The sequence below is a fragment of the Arthrobacter sp. 05T423 genome (genome assembly GCF_056396245.1).
Window position 1 is genome coordinate 1 of sequence record NZ_JBFTLC010000049.1, and the last position, 17,591, is coordinate 17,591.

Annotated in this window: 16 protein-coding genes; 4 read left to right on the forward strand and 12 right to left on the reverse strand. The window is 67.3% G+C overall.

The annotated features are described in order from the left end of the window. Nucleotides 1-406: 406 nt before the first annotated feature. The 4 genes from AC1DFE_RS22725 to AC1DFE_RS22740 all read left to right on the forward strand — a co-directional run bounded on the left by AC1DFE_RS22725 (nucleotide 407) and on the right by AC1DFE_RS22740 (nucleotide 4,704). The gene (locus AC1DFE_RS22725; protein WP_476908106.1) at nucleotides 407-1,063 is read left to right on the forward strand and encodes a GntR family transcriptional regulator; all 657 of its coding nucleotides are present in this window, start codon (nucleotides 407-409) and stop codon (nucleotides 1,061-1,063) included. Continuing rightward, nucleotides 1,056-2,576 (forward strand): MmgE/PrpD family protein, encoded by a 1,521-nt coding sequence (locus AC1DFE_RS22730; RefSeq protein ID WP_476908107.1) that lies wholly within the window; start codon nucleotides 1,056-1,058, stop codon nucleotides 2,574-2,576. The genes AC1DFE_RS22725 and AC1DFE_RS22730 overlap by 8 nt, the downstream gene beginning before the upstream one ends. Beyond that, complete coding sequence (gene prpB, locus AC1DFE_RS22735; protein ID WP_476908108.1) at nucleotides 2,577-3,482, forward strand: methylisocitrate lyase; 906 nt, start codon at nucleotides 2,577-2,579, stop codon at nucleotides 3,480-3,482. Nucleotides 3,483-3,552: 70 nt separating this feature from the next. After that, nucleotides 3,553-4,704, forward strand: coding sequence for a bifunctional 2-methylcitrate synthase/citrate synthase (locus tag AC1DFE_RS22740; protein WP_476908109.1), 1,152 nt, complete (start codon nucleotides 3,553-3,555; stop codon nucleotides 4,702-4,704). A 78-nt stretch (nucleotides 4,705-4,782) separates the two neighbouring features. Here AC1DFE_RS22740 and AC1DFE_RS22745 read toward each other — a convergent pair whose 3' ends face one another. The 12 genes from AC1DFE_RS22745 to AC1DFE_RS22800 all read right to left on the reverse strand — a co-directional run. Continuing rightward, nucleotides 4,783-6,312, reverse strand: a complete 1,530-nt coding sequence (locus AC1DFE_RS22745; RefSeq protein WP_476908110.1) for a hypothetical protein — start codon at nucleotides 6,310-6,312, stop codon at nucleotides 4,783-4,785. Nucleotide 6,313: 1 nt separating this feature from the next. Continuing rightward, nucleotides 6,314-6,883, reverse strand: a complete 570-nt coding sequence (locus tag AC1DFE_RS22750; protein ID WP_476908111.1) for an RNA polymerase sigma factor — start codon at nucleotides 6,881-6,883, stop codon at nucleotides 6,314-6,316. Between the two features lie 74 nt (nucleotides 6,884-6,957). Continuing rightward, nucleotides 6,958-7,449: an 8-oxo-dGTP diphosphatase gene (locus AC1DFE_RS22755; RefSeq protein ID WP_476908112.1), complete on the reverse strand. Its 492-nt coding sequence runs from the start codon at nucleotides 7,447-7,449 to the stop codon at nucleotides 6,958-6,960. Nucleotides 7,450-7,503: 54 nt separating this feature from the next. Beyond that, nucleotides 7,504-8,493, reverse strand: coding sequence for a site-specific tyrosine recombinase XerD (gene xerD, locus AC1DFE_RS22760; protein WP_476908113.1), 990 nt, complete (start codon nucleotides 8,491-8,493; stop codon nucleotides 7,504-7,506). Then, a complete protein-coding gene (locus AC1DFE_RS22765; RefSeq protein WP_476908114.1) occupies nucleotides 8,493-9,155 on the reverse strand; it encodes an NUDIX domain-containing protein in 663 nt (220 codons plus the stop codon). Before AC1DFE_RS22765 ends, xerD begins: the two co-directional genes overlap by 1 nt. A gap of 29 nt (nucleotides 9,156-9,184) precedes the next feature. Then, nucleotides 9,185-10,942, reverse strand: coding sequence for a CTP synthase (locus AC1DFE_RS22770; protein WP_476908115.1), 1,758 nt, complete (start codon nucleotides 10,940-10,942; stop codon nucleotides 9,185-9,187). A gap of 144 nt (nucleotides 10,943-11,086) precedes the next feature. Next, complete coding sequence (gene recN / locus AC1DFE_RS22775; protein ID WP_476908116.1) at nucleotides 11,087-12,826, reverse strand: DNA repair protein RecN; 1,740 nt, start codon at nucleotides 12,824-12,826, stop codon at nucleotides 11,087-11,089. 3 nt (nucleotides 12,827-12,829) lie between these two features. Further along, nucleotides 12,830-13,855 carry an NAD kinase gene (locus tag AC1DFE_RS22780; protein WP_476908117.1) on the reverse strand — a complete coding sequence of 342 codons (1,026 nt, stop codon included), beginning with the start codon at nucleotides 13,853-13,855 and terminating at the stop codon, nucleotides 12,830-12,832. A 13-nt stretch (nucleotides 13,856-13,868) separates the two neighbouring features. Next, a complete protein-coding gene (locus tag AC1DFE_RS22785) occupies nucleotides 13,869-14,681 on the reverse strand; it encodes a TlyA family RNA methyltransferase (protein ID WP_476908118.1) in 813 nt (270 codons plus the stop codon). 2 nt (nucleotides 14,682-14,683) lie between these two features. Next, a complete protein-coding gene (locus tag AC1DFE_RS22790) occupies nucleotides 14,684-14,959 on the reverse strand; it encodes a hypothetical protein (protein ID WP_476908119.1) in 276 nt (91 codons plus the stop codon). A 9-nt stretch (nucleotides 14,960-14,968) separates the two neighbouring features. Continuing rightward, nucleotides 14,969-15,961 carry an HAD-IIA family hydrolase gene (locus AC1DFE_RS22795; RefSeq protein ID WP_476908120.1) on the reverse strand — a complete coding sequence of 331 codons (993 nt, stop codon included), beginning with the start codon at nucleotides 15,959-15,961 and terminating at the stop codon, nucleotides 14,969-14,971. Between the two features lie 6 nt (nucleotides 15,962-15,967). Continuing rightward, on the reverse strand, nucleotides 15,968-17,591 hold a 1,624-nt coding region (locus AC1DFE_RS22800), incomplete at its 5' end, for a tetratricopeptide repeat protein (RefSeq protein WP_476908121.1).

Below are 17,591 nucleotides of genomic sequence, written 5' to 3' on the forward strand. Positions count from 1 at the left end.
CCCGAAGCGGATCAGCACCCGACCCAGAACCGGCCCCGGCGGCCTCACGGACAAAAACAGCCAACACAGCAACAGAGGACTCCACGCCCTCCACCGTCTCCACCGCCGCCTGCCCATCCATACCCACAGCATCCCAGAGGCCACCGACAATTAAGGATGGACCGGGGCACCCCAGTGAGGCGAAAAGCCCAAACCTCCGGCAGCGGATCGGACGGCCACCGGGGCGTGTCGACCAGCCCGGCCAGCCGGGAAGCCCGTCTGGGGGCCTTCGCTCGCCTTTATGGCTCAAAACCTCGCCTTTGTATACACAGAAGAGCAGAATTACAAGGAAGAGCTTGAATTAGCTAGTCATACTCGTCTCTCGTGTATACAATCGAGTTGACCGAACCGGCGGGAAGGAGACAGCATGCGCGCGAGTGACAGGGCATATGCGGCACTGCGTGACGACATCATCGAGTGGCGCCTCCTGCCTGGCACGGTTCTGGCGGAGGTGGAGCAGTCCGAGCGCCTCGGTATTTCACGCACTCCCCTCCGCGAAGCGCTCAGCCGCCTGACGGCTGAGGGGCTGACGGCGGCGGGCGGCCGCGGCGTCGTCGTCACCGATATCTCACTGGAGGACATCGATGAGCTGTTCGAGCTCCGCGAAACCCTCGAGGGGAAAGCAGCCGCGCTGGCAGCCCAGCGCGGCGATACAGCCATCTTCCGCGGACTGCGGGAAGAGCTGCTGGACGCGCCAGCCCTGCTGAACTCCCCGGATCCCGCCCGTCACGACTATTACGAGCTTGTCGGCCGCCTGGATGCCGCCATCGATGCGGCGATCTCCAATTCCTACCTGGCGCAGGCCATGCGGAGCCTGCGCGTCCACCTGGTCCGTGTCCGCAGGCTGGCAGCTGACGACCAGGCCCGGCTCACGGCCGCCGCCGCCGAACATGCCGCGATCGCCGAAGCCATCGCCGAAGGCAACGCCCGGCTTGCCGAGGCAGCCACCACCGTCCACCTGCACCGCAGCCTTTACCACGTCAAAGCCGTCCACACATGCGTCCAGAAGGAGCCCCATGGTTAAGGAACACCACGTCCGCGTTTACAAGAGCGAGGAAAACCTCGCCCGTGAGGACCAGCTGGCCCACAAAATCGCCGTGGTCGCCGCCGATCCGGTGGCCGTTACCGACGACGTGACGGACATGGTCATCAACAGGATCATCGACAACGCCTCCGTGGCCATCGCTTCGCTGAACCGTGCACCGATCGTCGCGGCCCGCGCCCAGGCCTTGACGCACAGCCCGTCCAGCGGCGGCAAGGGCGCCAAGGTCTTCGGCATCGGCGAACGCGTCTCCCCCGAATGGGCGGCCTGGGCCAACGGCGTCGCGGTCCGGGAACTCGACTACCACGACACCTTCCTCGCGGCGGACTACTCGCACCCCGGCGACAACATCCCGCCCATCCTGGCCGTCGCCCAGCACGTTGGCTCCAGCGGCAAGGACCTGATCCGCGGCATCGCCACCGGCTATGAGATCCAGGTGAACCTGGTGAAGGCAATCTGCCTGCACAAGCACAAGATCGACCACGTCGCCCACCTGGGCCCGTCCGCGGCGGCCGGGATCGGCACGTTGCTTGGGCTCGACGTCGAAACCATCTTCCAGTCCGTAGGCCAGGCACTGCACACCACCACCGCAACGAGGCAGTCCCGCAAGGGCGAAATCTCCACGTGGAAGGCGCACGCGCCGGCCTTCGCCGGGAAGATGGCAGTCGAGGCGGTCGACAGGTCCATGCGCGGACAGACGTCCCCGGTGCCGATCTATGAAGGCGAGGACGGCGTGATCGCCTGGATGCTTGACGGTCCGGACGCCTCCTACCAGGTTCCGCTACCGACGCCCGGGGAGGCCAAGCGGGCCATCCTGGACACCTACACCAAGGAACACTCGGCCGAGTACCAGGCCCAGGCCTGGATCGACCTCGCCCGCAAGCTGAACAGGGAACACCCCGAGGCCACCGACCCGGCAAACGTGCAGTCCGTCCTGATCCAGACCAGCCACCACACCCACTACGTGATCGGCTCCGGCGCCAACGATCCGCAAAAGTACAGCCCCACCGCGTCCCGGGAGACCCTGGACCACTCCATCCCCTACATCTTCACCGTCGCGCTGCAGGACGGGGCCTGGCACCACGTGGACTCCTACTCCCCAGACCGCGCCGCCCGCCCCGACACCGTGGAGCTCTGGCAGAAGGTCTCCACGGTGGAGGACCCGGAATGGACCCGCCGCTACCACTCCCTGGACATCTCCGAGAAGGCCTTCGGCGGTTCCGTGGAAATCACCCTCACCGACGGCACCGTCCTCCGGGACCAGATCGCCGTCGCCGACGCCCACCCCCTCGGCGCCCGCCCGTTCACCCGCGAGCAGTACGTCAACAAGTTCCGCACCCTGGCTGCCGGACTGGTGGCCGAGGATGAAATCGAAAGGTTCCTGGCCGCCGTCGAACGCCTCCCGGAACTGGCGGCCGGCGAGCTGGACCAGCTGAACATCGCGGCGGCACCGGGCGTGATCGACTTCAGCGCCGCGCCCAAGGGGCTGTTCTAAATGCTGTACGCCAAAACCACCCCGGAGCAGAAGCGGGTAAAGCTCAGGGAGCTGCTGGCTTCCGGAACCATCCAGCAGTTTCCCGGAGCGTTCAACCCGCTCTCGGCACGGCTGATCGAGGAAAAGGGCTTCGCCGGGGTCTACATCTCCGGCGCCGTCCTGGCCAACGACCTCGGCCTGCCGGACATCGGCCTGACCACCCTGACCGAGGTGGCCACCCGGGCAGGGCAAATCGCCCGGATGACCGATCTCCCCTGCATCGTGGATGCCGACACCGGCTTCGGCGAGCCCATGAACGTGGCCCGCAGCGTCCAGGAACTGGAAAACGCCGGGCTCGCCGGCTGCCACATCGAGGACCAGTTCAACCCCAAACGCTGCGGCCATCTCGACGGCAAGAACGTCGTGGACCTCGACACCGCCACAAAACGCATCCGCGCCGCAGCGGACGCCCGCCGCGACCCGAACTTCCTCATCATGGCCCGCACGGACATCCGCGCAGTCGAAGGCCTCCAGGCGGCGAAGGACCGGGCCAAAGCCCTCGTTGAGGCCGGCGCCGACGCGATCTTCCCGGAAGCCATGGCCACCCTCGAGGAATTCCAGGCCATCCGGGACGCCGTGGAGGTGCCAATTTTGGCCAACATGACCGAGTTCGGCAAGAGCGACCTCTTCACTGTGGACCAACTGCAGAATGTGGGCGTGAACATGGTGATTTATCCGGTGACCCTGCTCCGTAGTGCCATGGGGGCAGCTGAGCGTACTCTGGACTCAATTAAGGCCGATGGAACGCAGGAGGCGCAGGTAGGGAGCATGCTGACGCGTGCGCGGCTGTACGACCTGGTGGATTACGAGGCCTACAACCGCTTTGACACCGGCGTCTTCAACTTCCGGATCCCCGGAACCGACTGACGCCCAAATCCCCGCAGGACCACCGGCCGATCCGGCCGGTAATCGGACGCAAGGAACGAAGGAGTTCAGCATGGCTGAAGAAGACATCAAGAAGGGCCTCGATGGCGTCGTGGTGGACTACACCGCCGTCTCGAAGGTCAACCCCGACACGAACTCACTGCTGTACCGCGGCTACCCCGTTCAGGAGCTCGCCGCCAGGTGCAGCTTTGAAGAGGTCGCCTATCTCCTGTGGAACGGCGAGCTACCCAGCAAGGAGGAACTGGCCGTCTTCACCACCCGCGAGCGCGCCGGACGGCCCCTGGATCCGGTGGTCAAGCAGGTAATTGATGCCCTGCCGACGACGGCGCACCCCATGGATGTCTGCCGGACTGCGGCATCGGTGATGGGCGCGCGCCATGAGCTCGCCGAGGACTCCTCCCGCGAGGCCAACATGGCCAAGGCCCTGGACCTGTTTGCCGCGATGCCGGCCGTGGTGGCGTACGACCAGCGGCGCCGGCGCTCGGCGGGACGCCCCATCGAACCCGTGGATCCGAGGGATGACCTCAGCTACTCGGCCAACTTCCTGTGGATGACCTTCGGCGAGGAGGCCGTTGCCGAGGTGGTGGAAGCCTTCAACGTCTCGATGATTCTTTACGCCGAGCACTCCTTCAACGCCTCCACGTTCGCCGGCCGGGTGATCATGTCGACGCTCTCAGACCTGCATTCGGCCGTGACGGGCGCCATCGGGGCGCTCAAGGGACCGCTGCACGGCGGGGCCAACGAGGCCGTCATGCACACCTTCGACGAGATCGGGATCCGGCCCGAGGAATCGCTCGAGGAAGCAGCGGCGCGCGCGAAGTCCTGGATGGAGAACGCCCTGACCCAGAAGAAGAAAGTCATGGGCTTCGGCCACCGCGTCTACAAGCATGGGGACTCCCGCGTCCCAACCATGAAGGCCGCCCTGGACAAGATGATCGCCCACTACGGCCGGCCCGAACTGCTGGGCCTGTACAACGGCCTCGAATCGGCCATGGACGAGGCCAAGGGCATCAAGCCGAACCTCGACTACCCTGCCGGCCCCACGTACCACCTCATGGGCTTCGACACGAACATGTTCACGCCACTGTTTGTCGCCAGCCGCATCACGGGCTGGACGGCCCACTTCATGGAGCAGCTGAACGCGAACTCGCTCATCCGTCCGCTGAGCGCTTACAACGGTCCGGACGAACGGCACGTCCCGTAGTCGGTCGCCTGTAACCCGTACGACGCCGGGCCGGTCACCTTTCTGTGTGGCCGGCCCGGCGTTGTTTCTTGGGATGGCTCAGGAGCTGATCTTCAGGCTTTGGATCATGGCCTTCAGCTTCCTGTACTCCGGCGTCTCCATGTACGCCCTGGCCTCGTCCATGCTGGCGAACGTCGGCTCGGCGGCCTCCTGCACAGCCCGGTCCGCGAAGGACAACATGCCGCGCGGTGCACCTGTGACCACTGTGTACATGAGGCAACTACTCTGCGTGGCCCCGCTTGAATTGTCGACGAGCCCCAGCTGGTAGCTGAATCCCGTGCCGAGCGAGGACTTGTCCATCACCCGGTAAGAGAACCGCACTCCGCGCTCCACAGCCCAATCGGCAGTGAGGGACGAAGCACCGCTATCCAGCTCAGTGATCTTGTAGTTTCCGTCGGTGCACGCACCCCCAAGTCCGCCGGCAGCAACATGCTGGAATTTCGCCACGGTCCTACCTGCTTCGTTGGACACGGTGATTCCCGTGCCCGGGTAGTCAGGCGTTCCGAGAGGGACATCCTTCGCGGTCCAGCCCTCGGGAAGAACGAAATTGGTTTTCCCGTCCTGGCTGACGAACCGCGGGCTGGTGACAGATGTTTTGGCTGGATGCAGCGCCAGGGAGATCAGCATGCGCTTGGCGTCCCGGTACTCCTGCGTCCCCATGTAGGCCTTGGCCTCGGCAACGGAATCAAACGTGAGCGGGGCGTCTTTTCCGTCTGCGGTGAGCCAGACGGTGTCACCAAACTGTGCGATGGGAACGTTGTCCGGGCCGAGAATGCCGTTATACAGACCGCACGTCGTAGTCTGCGGTGCCAAATCCCCATCCGTGAGGGCGAGCGACCCATAGACCTTGGCCCCCTGGATCATGCGGAAGACAAAGGCGGACGGACCCTGAGGGTATTCCTTGAGCTTCGCCGCCTTCTGCGGAATGTCGACGACCACCGAATCGAGGGTTTGGTACGGCTTCGGGTCCTGGCACACTGGGCCACCCGCGACGTCGTAGACCAACCGCAAAGTGGCCACGGCCTTGCCGGCGGCATTCTTCGCTTCGACGATGTTGTAGGAACCGCCGTCGATTGTTTGCGGGGTCTGGGACACCGTCCACCCCACCGGGTGTTCGAAGGTCGCCTGGCCGGTGGCGTCAGAGAAGGTGGTCCACGCAACGGCGGCGGCAGGAGTCGTTGGTGCCGGCGTCAGTGCCGGCGTCGGCGTTGCTGTGGCCGTCCTGCTTGCCGTGGGCGTGGCCGTCGGCGTTGGCGTGGCCGGCGGGGTGGAGTCAGCCGGCGCAGGCACAACGGTGCCCGCCGGAGCGGGGGCCGAGACCAGCGTTCCAAGGTTTGCGGCCACGAGCACACCGGCGGTCACCGCCGCCGCAGCCAGGGTCAGCACACCGGCCACGCGCGCCCGCCGACGTTTCCGGTCCTCGAAACGCAGTACATTCGCCGGGAGGCTGTCCGTGAACATCGGGGCCTCGGTGATGACCCGCCGGAGGGCCGCATCCGCATCGGGCATGGCGGCAGGATCGTTGCGGAGCGGGTCAGAGCCGGAAATCAGGTTCTTGATCGGATCCATCTCATGCACCCATCTTCTGTGTGGCGGGGTTCTGTCTGCCGGTGTCGTGTTTGCCCGCGCTCTCTTTGCCCACGCTCTCTTTGCCCGTCTGGGCGGTCACCGGCAGTTGCTTGCGGAAGGCGGCCCTGGCACGGTGCAGGCGGACCTTGGCGGCAGCTTCGCTGCACTGCAGAACGCCGGCGATCTCAGCCATGCTCAGCTCGTCCCAGTAGGCCAATTGCAGGATGTCGCGCTCACTGTCGCGCAGGGCGGCCATGGCGTCGTGGACCAGCAGGTCCTCGGAACCCCCGGCGGAGCGGAGCTCGGCGGAGATCCGGAGTTTTGCCTGCAGGGCCACCAGCCGGTCGCGGCTCCGGTAGGCATTTCCGATCAGGTTCCGGGCCACGGTCAGCAGCCAGGCGATGTCCGAGTGCGGCTGGTCGTGCCATTTTTGCCACACGACGCGGAACACGTCCGCCGCGAGCTCTTCGGCGAGTTCCGGCGATTCCACCCTCCGACGCACGTACCTGTATACCCGCGGATAACTGTCCCTGTGAACGGCGATGAACGCCTGTTCGAGCTCCGACTCCACGTATCCCCCAAACGTAAGAAGTAGTGTCCTGACCTGGCAGGCTAACCATTTAGTTTCCGCCAGGGAACGGGCGGTTACACGGCCCGGAAAGAATATTCGGCGGACGCCACGGTCTCGTTGTCATCGTTGAGCGTGATGACGGCATCGACCACGTTCCCGGCAAGCGCCAGAGGCAGCCAGTGCTCCGCATCCTGCCACATGCGGTCCAGGGGAAGAGCCGAGATAACGAACCACTCCGGAATGATCTCCGAGCTCTCAACTGGCTCACCGGTCCACCGGCGGGTGGTGAACAGGCGGGTGGACATGTTCCAGTCCGGCCGGGCGGGGAAAACAAACTCCACCCTTCCCGCGTCGAACAGGTCCTCCTCGAGGACGACGACGGCGGCCTCCTCCAGCACCTCCCGGCACGCCGCTCGGGCATCGGTCTCGCCCGCCTCCACGTGCCCGCCGAGTCCGACGATCTTGCCGGTTCCGAAACCGGTCTTCTTCAGGCCCAGCAGCACCTCAGGCCCGGCGTCCGGGCGCTCCCGCAGGAGGAAGCAGAGGGTGACGGGCACGGATGTCATGCAGACCAGCCTAGCGGCGCCGGCGTAACTCCGATGTCGATGGTGGAACCGGGATTATCCCAGCGCGCGGGGATGCGCCGCGGCGTAAACCTCCCGCAGCGTGTCGGCGGTGACCAGGGTGTACACCTGCGTGGTGGTCACCGAGGCGTGGCCGAGCAGTTCCTGGACGACGCGGACGTCCGCGCCGCCTTCTAGCAGGTGGGTGGCGAAGGAATGGCGCAGGGTGTGCGGGGAGACGTCCTTGGTGATGTGGGCCTTGTCCGCTGCAACTTTCAGGATGGTCCAGGCGCTCTGCCGGCTGATGCGCCCGCCCCTGGCGTTGAGGAACAGCGCGGGGGTGCCTTTGCCCTTCCCTGCCAGGAGGAGGCGGCCCCGGACCAGGTAGGCGTCGAGGGCACGGGCGGCGAATGAGCCCAGCGGGACGAGGCGTTCCTTCGAGCCCTTGCCGAACAGGCGCACGATGGCGGGGCCGGATTCGGCCGCCTGCACCGAGAGGTCGTCCACATCCAGGCCGACAGCTTCACTGATCCGGGCACCGGTGGAGTACAGAAATTCGAGCAGCGCCCGGTCCCGGAGTCCGGTTGCGGTATCAGTGCCGGCGGCTTCCAGGATCCTGGTGACTTCCTCCACCGTGATGGCCTTGGGCAGCCGTTTGCCGGGCATTGGCGGGTGGACATCGCTGGCGGGGTCCGCCGTCGTCGTCCCTTCCAGCGCCCAGAAACGGTGCAGTCCGCGGACGGCCACCACGGTCCGCGCCGCGGAACGCACGCCGAGCGTGGTACCGCCGTCGGCGCCGTCAGAGAGCGCCTGCGCAAAGCCCGTTACGTGGTGGCGGGTGATGTCGGCCGGGCTGCTGAGGCCCTGGCCGGCGAGGTAGGTCGAGTACCGGGCGAGGTCGCGGCGGTACGCGGACAGGGTGTTTGCTGCCAGGCCGCGTTCGACGCCCATGTGCTGAAGGTAGTCGGTCACCCCGCGGTCGATCGCGGTGCGGGGCCGTGCCGCCGGTGCCGTAGCTTCCTCTGCGGCCGCCGTGTCCGCGGACATCAGCGCTGGCTGGGGTGCGCCGGCCAGGGGGCGTCGCCCGGCCGTAGTCCGCTGAAGCCCTCCCCCTTGGCGGCGGAGGCAGCGAGGATTCCGACGACGGCGGACGGGTTGTGCAGGCGTCCCTCCAGGACCGCGGTGACGGCATCCTCCAGCGGGATCCAGTGCAGTTCGATTTCCGCTTCCTCGTCCGTGCGGACGTGGAGTTCGTGATGAGGGACCTCGGTGAGGCCGCGGGCGAGGTAGATGCGGATGGCCTCGCTGGAGGAGCCGGGCGAATTAAAGAAGTCCACCAGGACATTCCAGTCGCTGGCGATCAGGTCCGCTTCCTCGGCGAGCTCCCGTGCTGCGCCCACCACGAAGTCTTCGCCCTCAACATCGAGCAGTCCGGCCGGGATTTCCCACAGGTCCATGCCCACCGGGTGTCGGTACTGCTTGATCAGCAGCACCTCGCCGTCGTCGTTCATGGGGAGCACGGCCACGGCACCGGGGTGCTCGATGTAGTCGCGGACCAGGGCATCGCCCTCGGCGGAGAGCTTAAAGCTGTCGCTGACAACGTCCCAGATCCGGCCGTTGTAGACCCGCTCCCGGGAGAGCAGACGGCGCGGGCTCGGCGCATCCGAAACCTGCCGGTCAGCAGGGGTGTTTTCAGATTTACCGGGCATCGCGCCGTCCTTACTCTATGGTGCCGTAGTTACTCTGCGGTGGCTTTGCCGGAGCCGGCCGCGGCAGGCGCGAAACCGGTTCCGGCGCTGCCGCTCTGGTGGTCCAGGGCGGCCTTCACCAGGCCGGCGAAGAGCGGGTGCGGCCGGGTGGGCCGTGAGCTCAGTTCCGGGTGCGCCTGGGTGGCCACGTAGTAGGGATGAACCTCGCGGGGCAGCTCCACGTATTCCACCAGCTTGCCGTCCGGGGACGTGCCGGAGAACACCAGGCCCTCGGCAGCAATCTGCTCGCGGTACTTGTTGTTCACCTCGTACCGGTGGCGGTGGCGTTCGCTGACGGTGGTGGTGCCGTAGGTCTCGGCGATGACCGAGCCCTCGTCCAGCTTGGCCTCGTACAGGCCAAGGCGCATGGTGCCGCCGAGGTCGCCGCGGCCCTCGACGAATTCCAGCTGCTCTTCCATCGTCGCGATGACCGGGTATTTCGAGTCCGGCTCGAACTCGCTGGAAGAGGCACCCTCAAGGCCAACCACGTTGCGGGCGTACTCGATGACCATGCACTGCAGGCCGAGGCAAAGGCCCAGCACGGGAAGCCGCGATTCGCGGGCGAACTTCAGCGCGCCCAGCTTGCCTTCCAGGCCCCGGATGCCGAAGCCGCCAGGAACGCAGATGGCGTCCACGCCCTCCAGGGAGCGCACCGCGCCCTCGTGGGTTTCGCATTCGTCGGACGGCACCCAGCGGATCTTCACCTTGGCGTTGTTGGCGAAACCACCGGCGCGAAGGGCCTCCGTCACGGACAGGTAGGCATCCGGCAGGTCGATGTACTTCCCCACAAGGGCAATTTCGACCTCGTGCCGCGGGTTGTGGACTGCTTCGAGGAGCCTGTCCCAACTGGTCCAGTCCACGTCCTTGAACGGCAGGTCCAAGGCGCGGACGATGTACGAGTCCAAGCCCTGGGAGTGCAGCGTCTTGGGAATGTCGTAGATGCTCGGTGCGTCCGGGCAGCCGATGACGGCGTCGATGTCGACGTCGCACATGCGGCCGATCTTCTCGCGCATCGGCTGCGGGACGTCCCGGTCCGAGCGGATCACGATGGCTTCCGGCTGGATGCCGATGGAGCGGAGGGCGGCCACGGAGTGCTGGGTGGGCTTGGTCTTCAGTTCCTGCGACGGACCGATGTACGGGACCAGCGAGACGTGGAGGAAGAAGACGTTGGTCCGGCCGATGTCCTGGCGCACCTGGCGGGCGGATTCGAGGAAGGGCTGCGACTCGATGTCGCCGACCGTGCCGCCGATCTCCGTGATGATGACGTCCGGCGCGTTCTTGCCCTCGGCGGGTAGCCGCATCCGGCGCTTGATCTCATCGGTGATGTGCGGGATGACCTGGACGGTGTCGCCGAGGTACTCACCGCGGCGTTCCTTGGCGATGACGGTGGAGTAAACCTGGCCGGTGGTCACGTTGGCTGAACCCTCGAGGTTTTCGTCGAGGAAGCGCTCGTAGTGTCCGATGTCGAGGTCGGTTTCAGCACCGTCGTCTGTGACGAATACCTCGCCGTGCTGGAAGGGGTTCATCGTGCCCGGATCCACATTCAGATAGGGATCGAGCTTCTGCATAGTTACGGACAAGCCGCGTGCCCGCAGCAGGTGTCCGAGGCTTGAGGCCGTCAGTCCCTTACCTAGCGAGGACGCCACACCGCCGGTGACGAAGATGTGTTTGGTCGTTTTGGACGAGCCCGGGAACCGGGAATTTACACGGGAATTTGATCGCTGCACCACGGAATTCGAGCCTATCATCAATTGAGCCTTCCACGGATCGGGTATGCGCCCCCAAAGGCTTCAGTTTTCCCTGTCCCGGCGCTCCCGGCAAGGGCAGGGCCCAAGGGGGTGCCGTGCCCGGGACGGGGCCAGGCAGGCGCACGCCGGGCCCCAGCCAGGCGCTTAGGCCTGCTGGGGAAGGAGCTTGGCGTCGTCCAGGAGCTCCTGGGCGTGGGCCTGGGCGGTTTCCGAGTCCTCCTGGCCGGCCAGCATCCGGGCGAGTTCCCTGACGCGCTCCGCCTCGTCCAGGAGCTGGACATCGCTGGAAGTGAAGCCCTTGGCGGTGGAGCCGTCGGCGCCGCGCACCGAGGTCTTGGTCACCCGGATGTGCTGGTCCGCGAACGCCGCAACCTGCGGCAGGTGCGTCACCACCAGGACCTGGACGTGGCGCGCCAGCATGGCCAGCCGCCGGCCGATTTCGACGGCGGCACGCCCGCCGACGCCGGCGTCGACCTCGTCGAAGACGAACGTCGGCACGGGGTCCACCGCCGCCAGCACCACCTCGATGGCGAGCATGACCCTGGAGAGCTCACCCCCGGACGCTCCCTTGCCCAGCGGCCGGGCGGGCGCTCCGGAGTGCGGCTGCAGCAGGAAGGAGATCTCGTCCGCGCCGTGGGGTCCGAGCTGGGCCGCGGCCTCGATGGTGATCACCAGGGTGGCGTCGGCCATGGCAAGTGCCTTGAGCTCGGCGCTGACCCGTTTGGACAGGTCTTTGGCGGCCTTGGTGCGGATCTTGCTGATGGCCGCGGCCTGCTTCTTCAGCTCTGCCGCTGCCCTGGCCACCTCGGCGTCCAGGTTTTCGATCCGTGTGGAGTCGCCCTGCAGTTCGTCGAACCGCGCCCGGGCGTTCTCCGCCCATTCCAGGACCTCGTCGATGCTCGGCGCGTATTTCCGGACCAGCTTGGCCAGGGACGCCCGGCGTTCTTCGATTTCGGCCAGGCGCTCCGGCCCCTCCGAGTCCAGGCCGGCCTGGTAACTGGCCAGCTCGGTGGCGATGTCGTTGAGCAGGAATCCCACTTCGGCGAGGCGGGCGGCAGCTGATCCGAGTTCCTCGTCGTGCTCCGCCACGTGTTCCAGCGTGCGCTTGGCCGCATCCACCAGCGACGTGGCGTCGCCGGCCTCGCCGAAGTCCTCGGCAATGAGGGCCTGGTGCGCGGTGGTGGCGGCGATGCGTAGTTCCTCGACGTTGGCCAGCTTCACGGCCTCGGCCTTCAGGGCATCGTCCTCCCCCGGCTGCGGGTCCACCGCGTCGATCTCCGCCAGCGCAGCTTCCAGGGACTCGGCCTCGCGCAGCCGCTCCCGCTCCGCGCTGCGGAGGGAATCCAGCTCGGCCTGGCTGGATTTCCAGGAGCTGTAGAGGTCCTGGAATCCGGCGAGCGTCGATGCCAGCCCATCCCCCGCGAACTTATCGAGGGCCCCTCGCTGTGCCGCGGCCCCCTTGAGCCTGATCTGGTCCGTCTGCCCGTGCACCACCACGAGGGACTCGCCGATTTCGGCCAGTACCCCCACTGGGGCGGCCCGGCCACCGAGGAAGGCCCGGCTGCGTCCGTCGGAACCGAGGCGCCGCGACAGCAGCAGTTCCGCGCCGCCGTCGAACTCCTCAACCTCAGCGCCAGCCGCCTTGGCGCGTTCCAGGGCGAGGTGCCCGGACTGCAACTGCACCACGGCTTCGGCGGAGGCGCTCTTCGCACCGCTGCGCACGGCGCCGGCGTCCGACCGGGCTCCCAGCAGCAGCCCGACGGCGGTGACCACCATGGTCTTGCCGGCCCCGGTCTCGCCGGTAACCACGCTGAGCCCGGGGCCCAGCGGCAGGGTGGCGTCGGTGATGACGCCAAGATCGCGGATTCTCAGTTCTTCAAGCATGGTTCACTTTTCAGTCGGAGGATCGGATTCTGAACCGGGTTCGTACGGCCGAAGGCCCGAGGGTGGGGCCATGGACCTGGGCGTGCGCACAATCGGCACGGGACCGGTGTGGACCTCTTCGGACTGCGGCACGGGGCCGCGCCAGCCATGGATGGGAAGCTCGAACTTGCGGACCAGCCGCGCCGAAAATGGCGTCTGGTGAGTGCGGGCCAGGCGGACCGGGGTGGTGGACCTGGTGACCTCCACGCGGGCGCCGGGAGGCAGGTCCACAGAACGCCTGCCGTCACACCACAGCACGCCGAGGGCATCCGTCCTGTTCAGGACTTCGACGGCAAGCCGGGACCGGGGCGAGACCACCAGCGGCTTGGCGAAGAGGGCGTGCGCGCTGATGGGCACAATCAGGAGGGCTTCCACTTCGGGCCACACAACGGGCCCGCCAGCGGAGAAGGCGTAGGCGGTGGATCCGGTGGGGGTAGCCAGCACCACGCCATCGCAGCCGAAGGAGGTCAGCGGACGCTCATCCACTTCGGTGACGAGTTCGAGCATGCGCTCCCGGTCACCCTTTTCGATGGCGGCCTCGTTCAGGGCCCAGGTGTGCCAGATTTTCTGGCCGCGGACCCAGACCTGGACGTCGATGGTCATGCGCTCCTCCACCGTGTATTCACGGCTGGCGATCCATTCGACGGTCTGGGCGAGGTCCGCACGCTCGCTTTCGGCGAGGAAGCCGACATGGCCGAGGTTCACGCCCAGCAGCGGCACGTCCTCTTCGCGGACCAGTTCGGCCGCCCGCAGGATGGTCCCGTCCCCGCCCAACACCATGACCAGCTCGACGTCGGGAAGCTGGATGTGGTCATGGAGGATCTCAACGGGCTGCTCCATCTGCCCGAAGAAGCCCTCCATGTCGGCCAGTTCGGACTTCTGCATGACAGGGATGATGCCGAAGGCGTGGAGCTGGGCGCACGCCTCCCAGGCAGCCTTTAATGATTCCTCGCGGCCGGTGTGGGCAAGTACCAGTACACGCCTGCTCATCGGGTTCCGCTCTCTAGTGGTTCGGCCAGATCTTTCCCAACAACGCAGCCACGGCTGCGTCCCGCTCTTCGATCTTAGGCAAGTCTTCGGACATTCTTTGCGTTATCCACAGGAAGTATTCGACATTTCCGTCCTGGCCCGGCAACGGGCTGGTGGCCAGCCCCCGCAGTTCCAGGCCTGCGTCGAGCGCCGCCCCCGCCACTTTACCGACAGCCATGCGCCGTTCACGCTCGGAGGTGACCACTCCCGTGCGGGCGAGCCGGTCCTTGCCGATCTCGAACTGCGGCTTGACCATGAGGACCAGGTCGCCACCCGGGGCGGTGCAGGCCGCCAGCGGGCCGAGCACCAGCGTCAGCGAGATGAAGGACAGATCGGCGACTGTGACCTCGGCGGGGCCACCGATCTGGCCCGGATCCACGTACCGGACGTTCAGCCCCTCATGGACACTCACGCGAGGATCGCTGCGGAGCTGCGGCACCAGCTGGCCGTGCCCGACGTCGACCGCCACCACGTGCGCGGCGCCCCGCCGCAGCAGGACGTCGGTAAAGCCGCCCGTGGACGCACCGGCGTCAAGGCAGCGTTTACCGACGACGGCGACCCCAGGAAACGCGTCAAGCGCCCCCGCCAGCTTGTGGCCGGCCCGGCTGACGTACGTGTCAGCCGCGTCTTCGGCGACGTTCAGCTCACGGTCGTCGCCCACCTGCAGTGAGGCCTTGGCGAGAACATCGCCTGCCGAGGACACCTTGCCCTCGGCGATGAGCCGGGCGGCATGCGTACGGGACCGCGCCAGTCCCCTGCTGACGAGCAGTTGGTCAAGTCTGGGCATGGTCAGGCGGCACCCGGTCCGTGCTGCGGCTCTTCACGCGGCTCTTCACGCGGCGGCTCGTCGTTCAGGGCTAAGAGCAGGGCGTCGTGCATGTCGGCATAGGCGGCCGGGTGCTCGGAAACCGGGAGCGCGGGAACCTCGCGGACCCGGTCCAGGATGGACCGGACCGCGGGATCGGCGTTGCCGGCATGCGAGGCGTGGCCGCCGGGCGGGGTCAGCTCCGGCCATGCAAGCTCCGGAGCCGACGAATCCGGCGCGTCGTTGTTCAACTCGGGCATGGCACCAGTCTATTGATCGAGCCACTCGAGTTCGGGAGCCGTGGGGACGTCGGCGTCAGGCCGGGCCGTCCACCACGCGGCACACGCAGCGCGCCACGAATCGAGGTCGTCCTTGGATCCGGAGATGCGGATGGCGCCGCCGTCCACGGTGGCGGTGGCGGCCCCGCAACGGAACGTCCCGCCGTCGTCATCAATTTCCGGATATGCCTCGTAGAGGCCGGGCAGGTCCCGGATGATGTAGCGGGGCCGCTCTTCGGTCCGGGCCGCCAGCATGGTTTCCAGGGTGTCGACGCCGGTCAGCACGGCCACCGTTTCGAAGCCTGCCCGGTTGCCGCCCAGGATGTCGGTGTCCAGCCGGTCGCCGACGACCAGCGGTCGGTCCGAGGACAGGCGCTTGGCCGCGGCGTGGAACAGCGGGGCCTCCGGTTTGCCGGCGACGAGCGGCCGCCGGCCCGTTGCCGCGGCCACGGCGCCCACCAGGGTTCCGTTGCCGGGTGCCATCCCGCGGGGCTGCGGGATGGACATGTCCGTGTTCGTGGCAACCCACAGCACGTCCGCGTCGGCCAGGACGAAGGACGCCTCGGCGAGCTCCTTCCAGCCGATCGCAGGGTTGAAGCCCTGCACCACGGCCACGGGCTTGTCCTCCGCGCCGTGGACCGGCTTCAGGCCAACAAGCTCAACCTCGTGGGCCAGCGCCGGGCTCCCGGTTATCAGGACAGCAGCGCCCGGGGACAGCAGGGACGCCAGCAGGTCGGCCCCCGCCTGGGACGAGCTCACCACCTGCTGGTCCTCGGCCGGGGCGCCAAGCTCACGCAGGTGGGCGGCCACCTGCGCCGGCGTGCGGGAGGCATTGTTGGTGACGTACCCCAGGCCGACGCCGATCCCGGCGAGCCGCTGCAGGGACTCCACCGCTCCGGGGATGGCATGGGGGCCGGCGTATACCACGCCGTCCAGGTCGGACAGCAGCGCGTCGAATCGCGAGATCAGTGGGGCATCGCTCATGCGGGACTAGTCCTCCGAACCGTTCTGGTGCCGGTCAGCATCCTGCTGTCCGGCGTTCTCAGTCTCAGCTTCCGTGTCCTCATCAGGCTCGGCGGAATCCTCGTCGGACTCGGCGTCGTCGGATTCGAAGTAGTCCGCTTCCGCGTCATCCAGGTTTTCTTCGGCCAGATCGCCTGACGGCCGCTGCGCGGAAGCCTCCGGCTCGGCGCTGATGCCGCTGGCTGCCTGTCCCTCGGCGGGTTCGGTTCCGTCCTTCACCGGCGTGCCTGCGGACTGCGCAATGCGCTTGCGGCGTTCGGCTTCTTCGCGGGCTTCCTCTTCCTCGTCCCAGCCAAGGTCGATGATGTCCGGTTCCTCGGCCATGCCCAGGCCCAGGGCTTCTTCGGCCACAACGGCCTGCCGCTGCCACTTTCCCGCCTCGGCCTCGCGGCCCACGGCGGTCAGGGCATCGGCATAGGCGCGGAACAGGCGCGGGCTGAAGGAGAAGGCACGGTTGATGTCCAGCTGCGGGATCTCCAGCTCGGCCACGGCGGCGTCCAGCTGGCCGAGATCGGCGCGGGCACCGGATGCCACAATCGCCAGCTCCACCTTGCCCGGCGCGTCGAGGTCCTGGGCTTCCTCAGAACGGACGACGTCGAGGGCGCGGTCGGGCCGGCCCAGCCCGCGTTCGCAGTCGGCCATCACAGGCAGGTGCACGTTGGAGCCGCTGATCCGCCGGTAGGTGCGGAATTCGCGCAGGGCTTCGCCGTAGTGTCCGGCGGCGTAGGCTGTCAGGCCCACTGCCTCACGGACGGCGGCGAGGCGCCCGCCGCGGCGGCTGGCGGCGAGGGCGTGCTGGAACGCCAGTTCAGGCTCGTCGTCGATAAGCCGTCCTGCCATCACGAGGTGCCGGGCCACCCATTCTGCGCTGTTGGCTTCCAGGGTCTTGATCTGGTGCTGCGTGGCGCGGTCGAGTTCCTTGCCCGTGACGTCCTCGTCGATTTCGGGCGAACGCTCACGATCCGGGCGGTTGGCGCTGCGGAGGTCGCGGGCGTTGGGTACGCGTACGGGGCGGTCCTCGGGCCTGTCCCGGCCGAACTGGCGGGGGCCCGCGTCGCCGCGGTCAAAGCTGCGGGGTGCACGGTCCTCGCGGGGTGCACGGTCCTGCCGGTCGCCGAAGGGCCGGCGGTTGTCTCCGCCGCCAAAGCTGCGCCGGTCGCCGTCGCCCTCACGACGCGGACGGTCACCAAACGGCTTACGCTCGCCGCCGCCGAAGCCGCGGCGGTCGCCCTCGCCCTCACGACGCGGACGGTCACCGAACGGCTTACGGTCCCGATCACCAAACGGCTTACGCTCGCCACCGCCAAAACCGCGGCGGTCACCCTCACCCTCACGACGCGGACGATCACCAAAGCTGGTGCGTTCGCCGTCGCCCTCGCGGCGCGGACGGTCACCGAACGGCTTACGGTCCCGATCACCAAACGGCTTACGCTCGCCACCGCCAAAACCGCGGCGGTCACCCTCACCCTCACGACGCGGACGGTCACCGAACGGCTTACGGTCCCGATCACCAAACGGCTTACGCTCGCCACCGCCAAAACCGCGGCGGTCACCCTCACCCTCACGACGCGGACGATCACCAAAGCTGGTG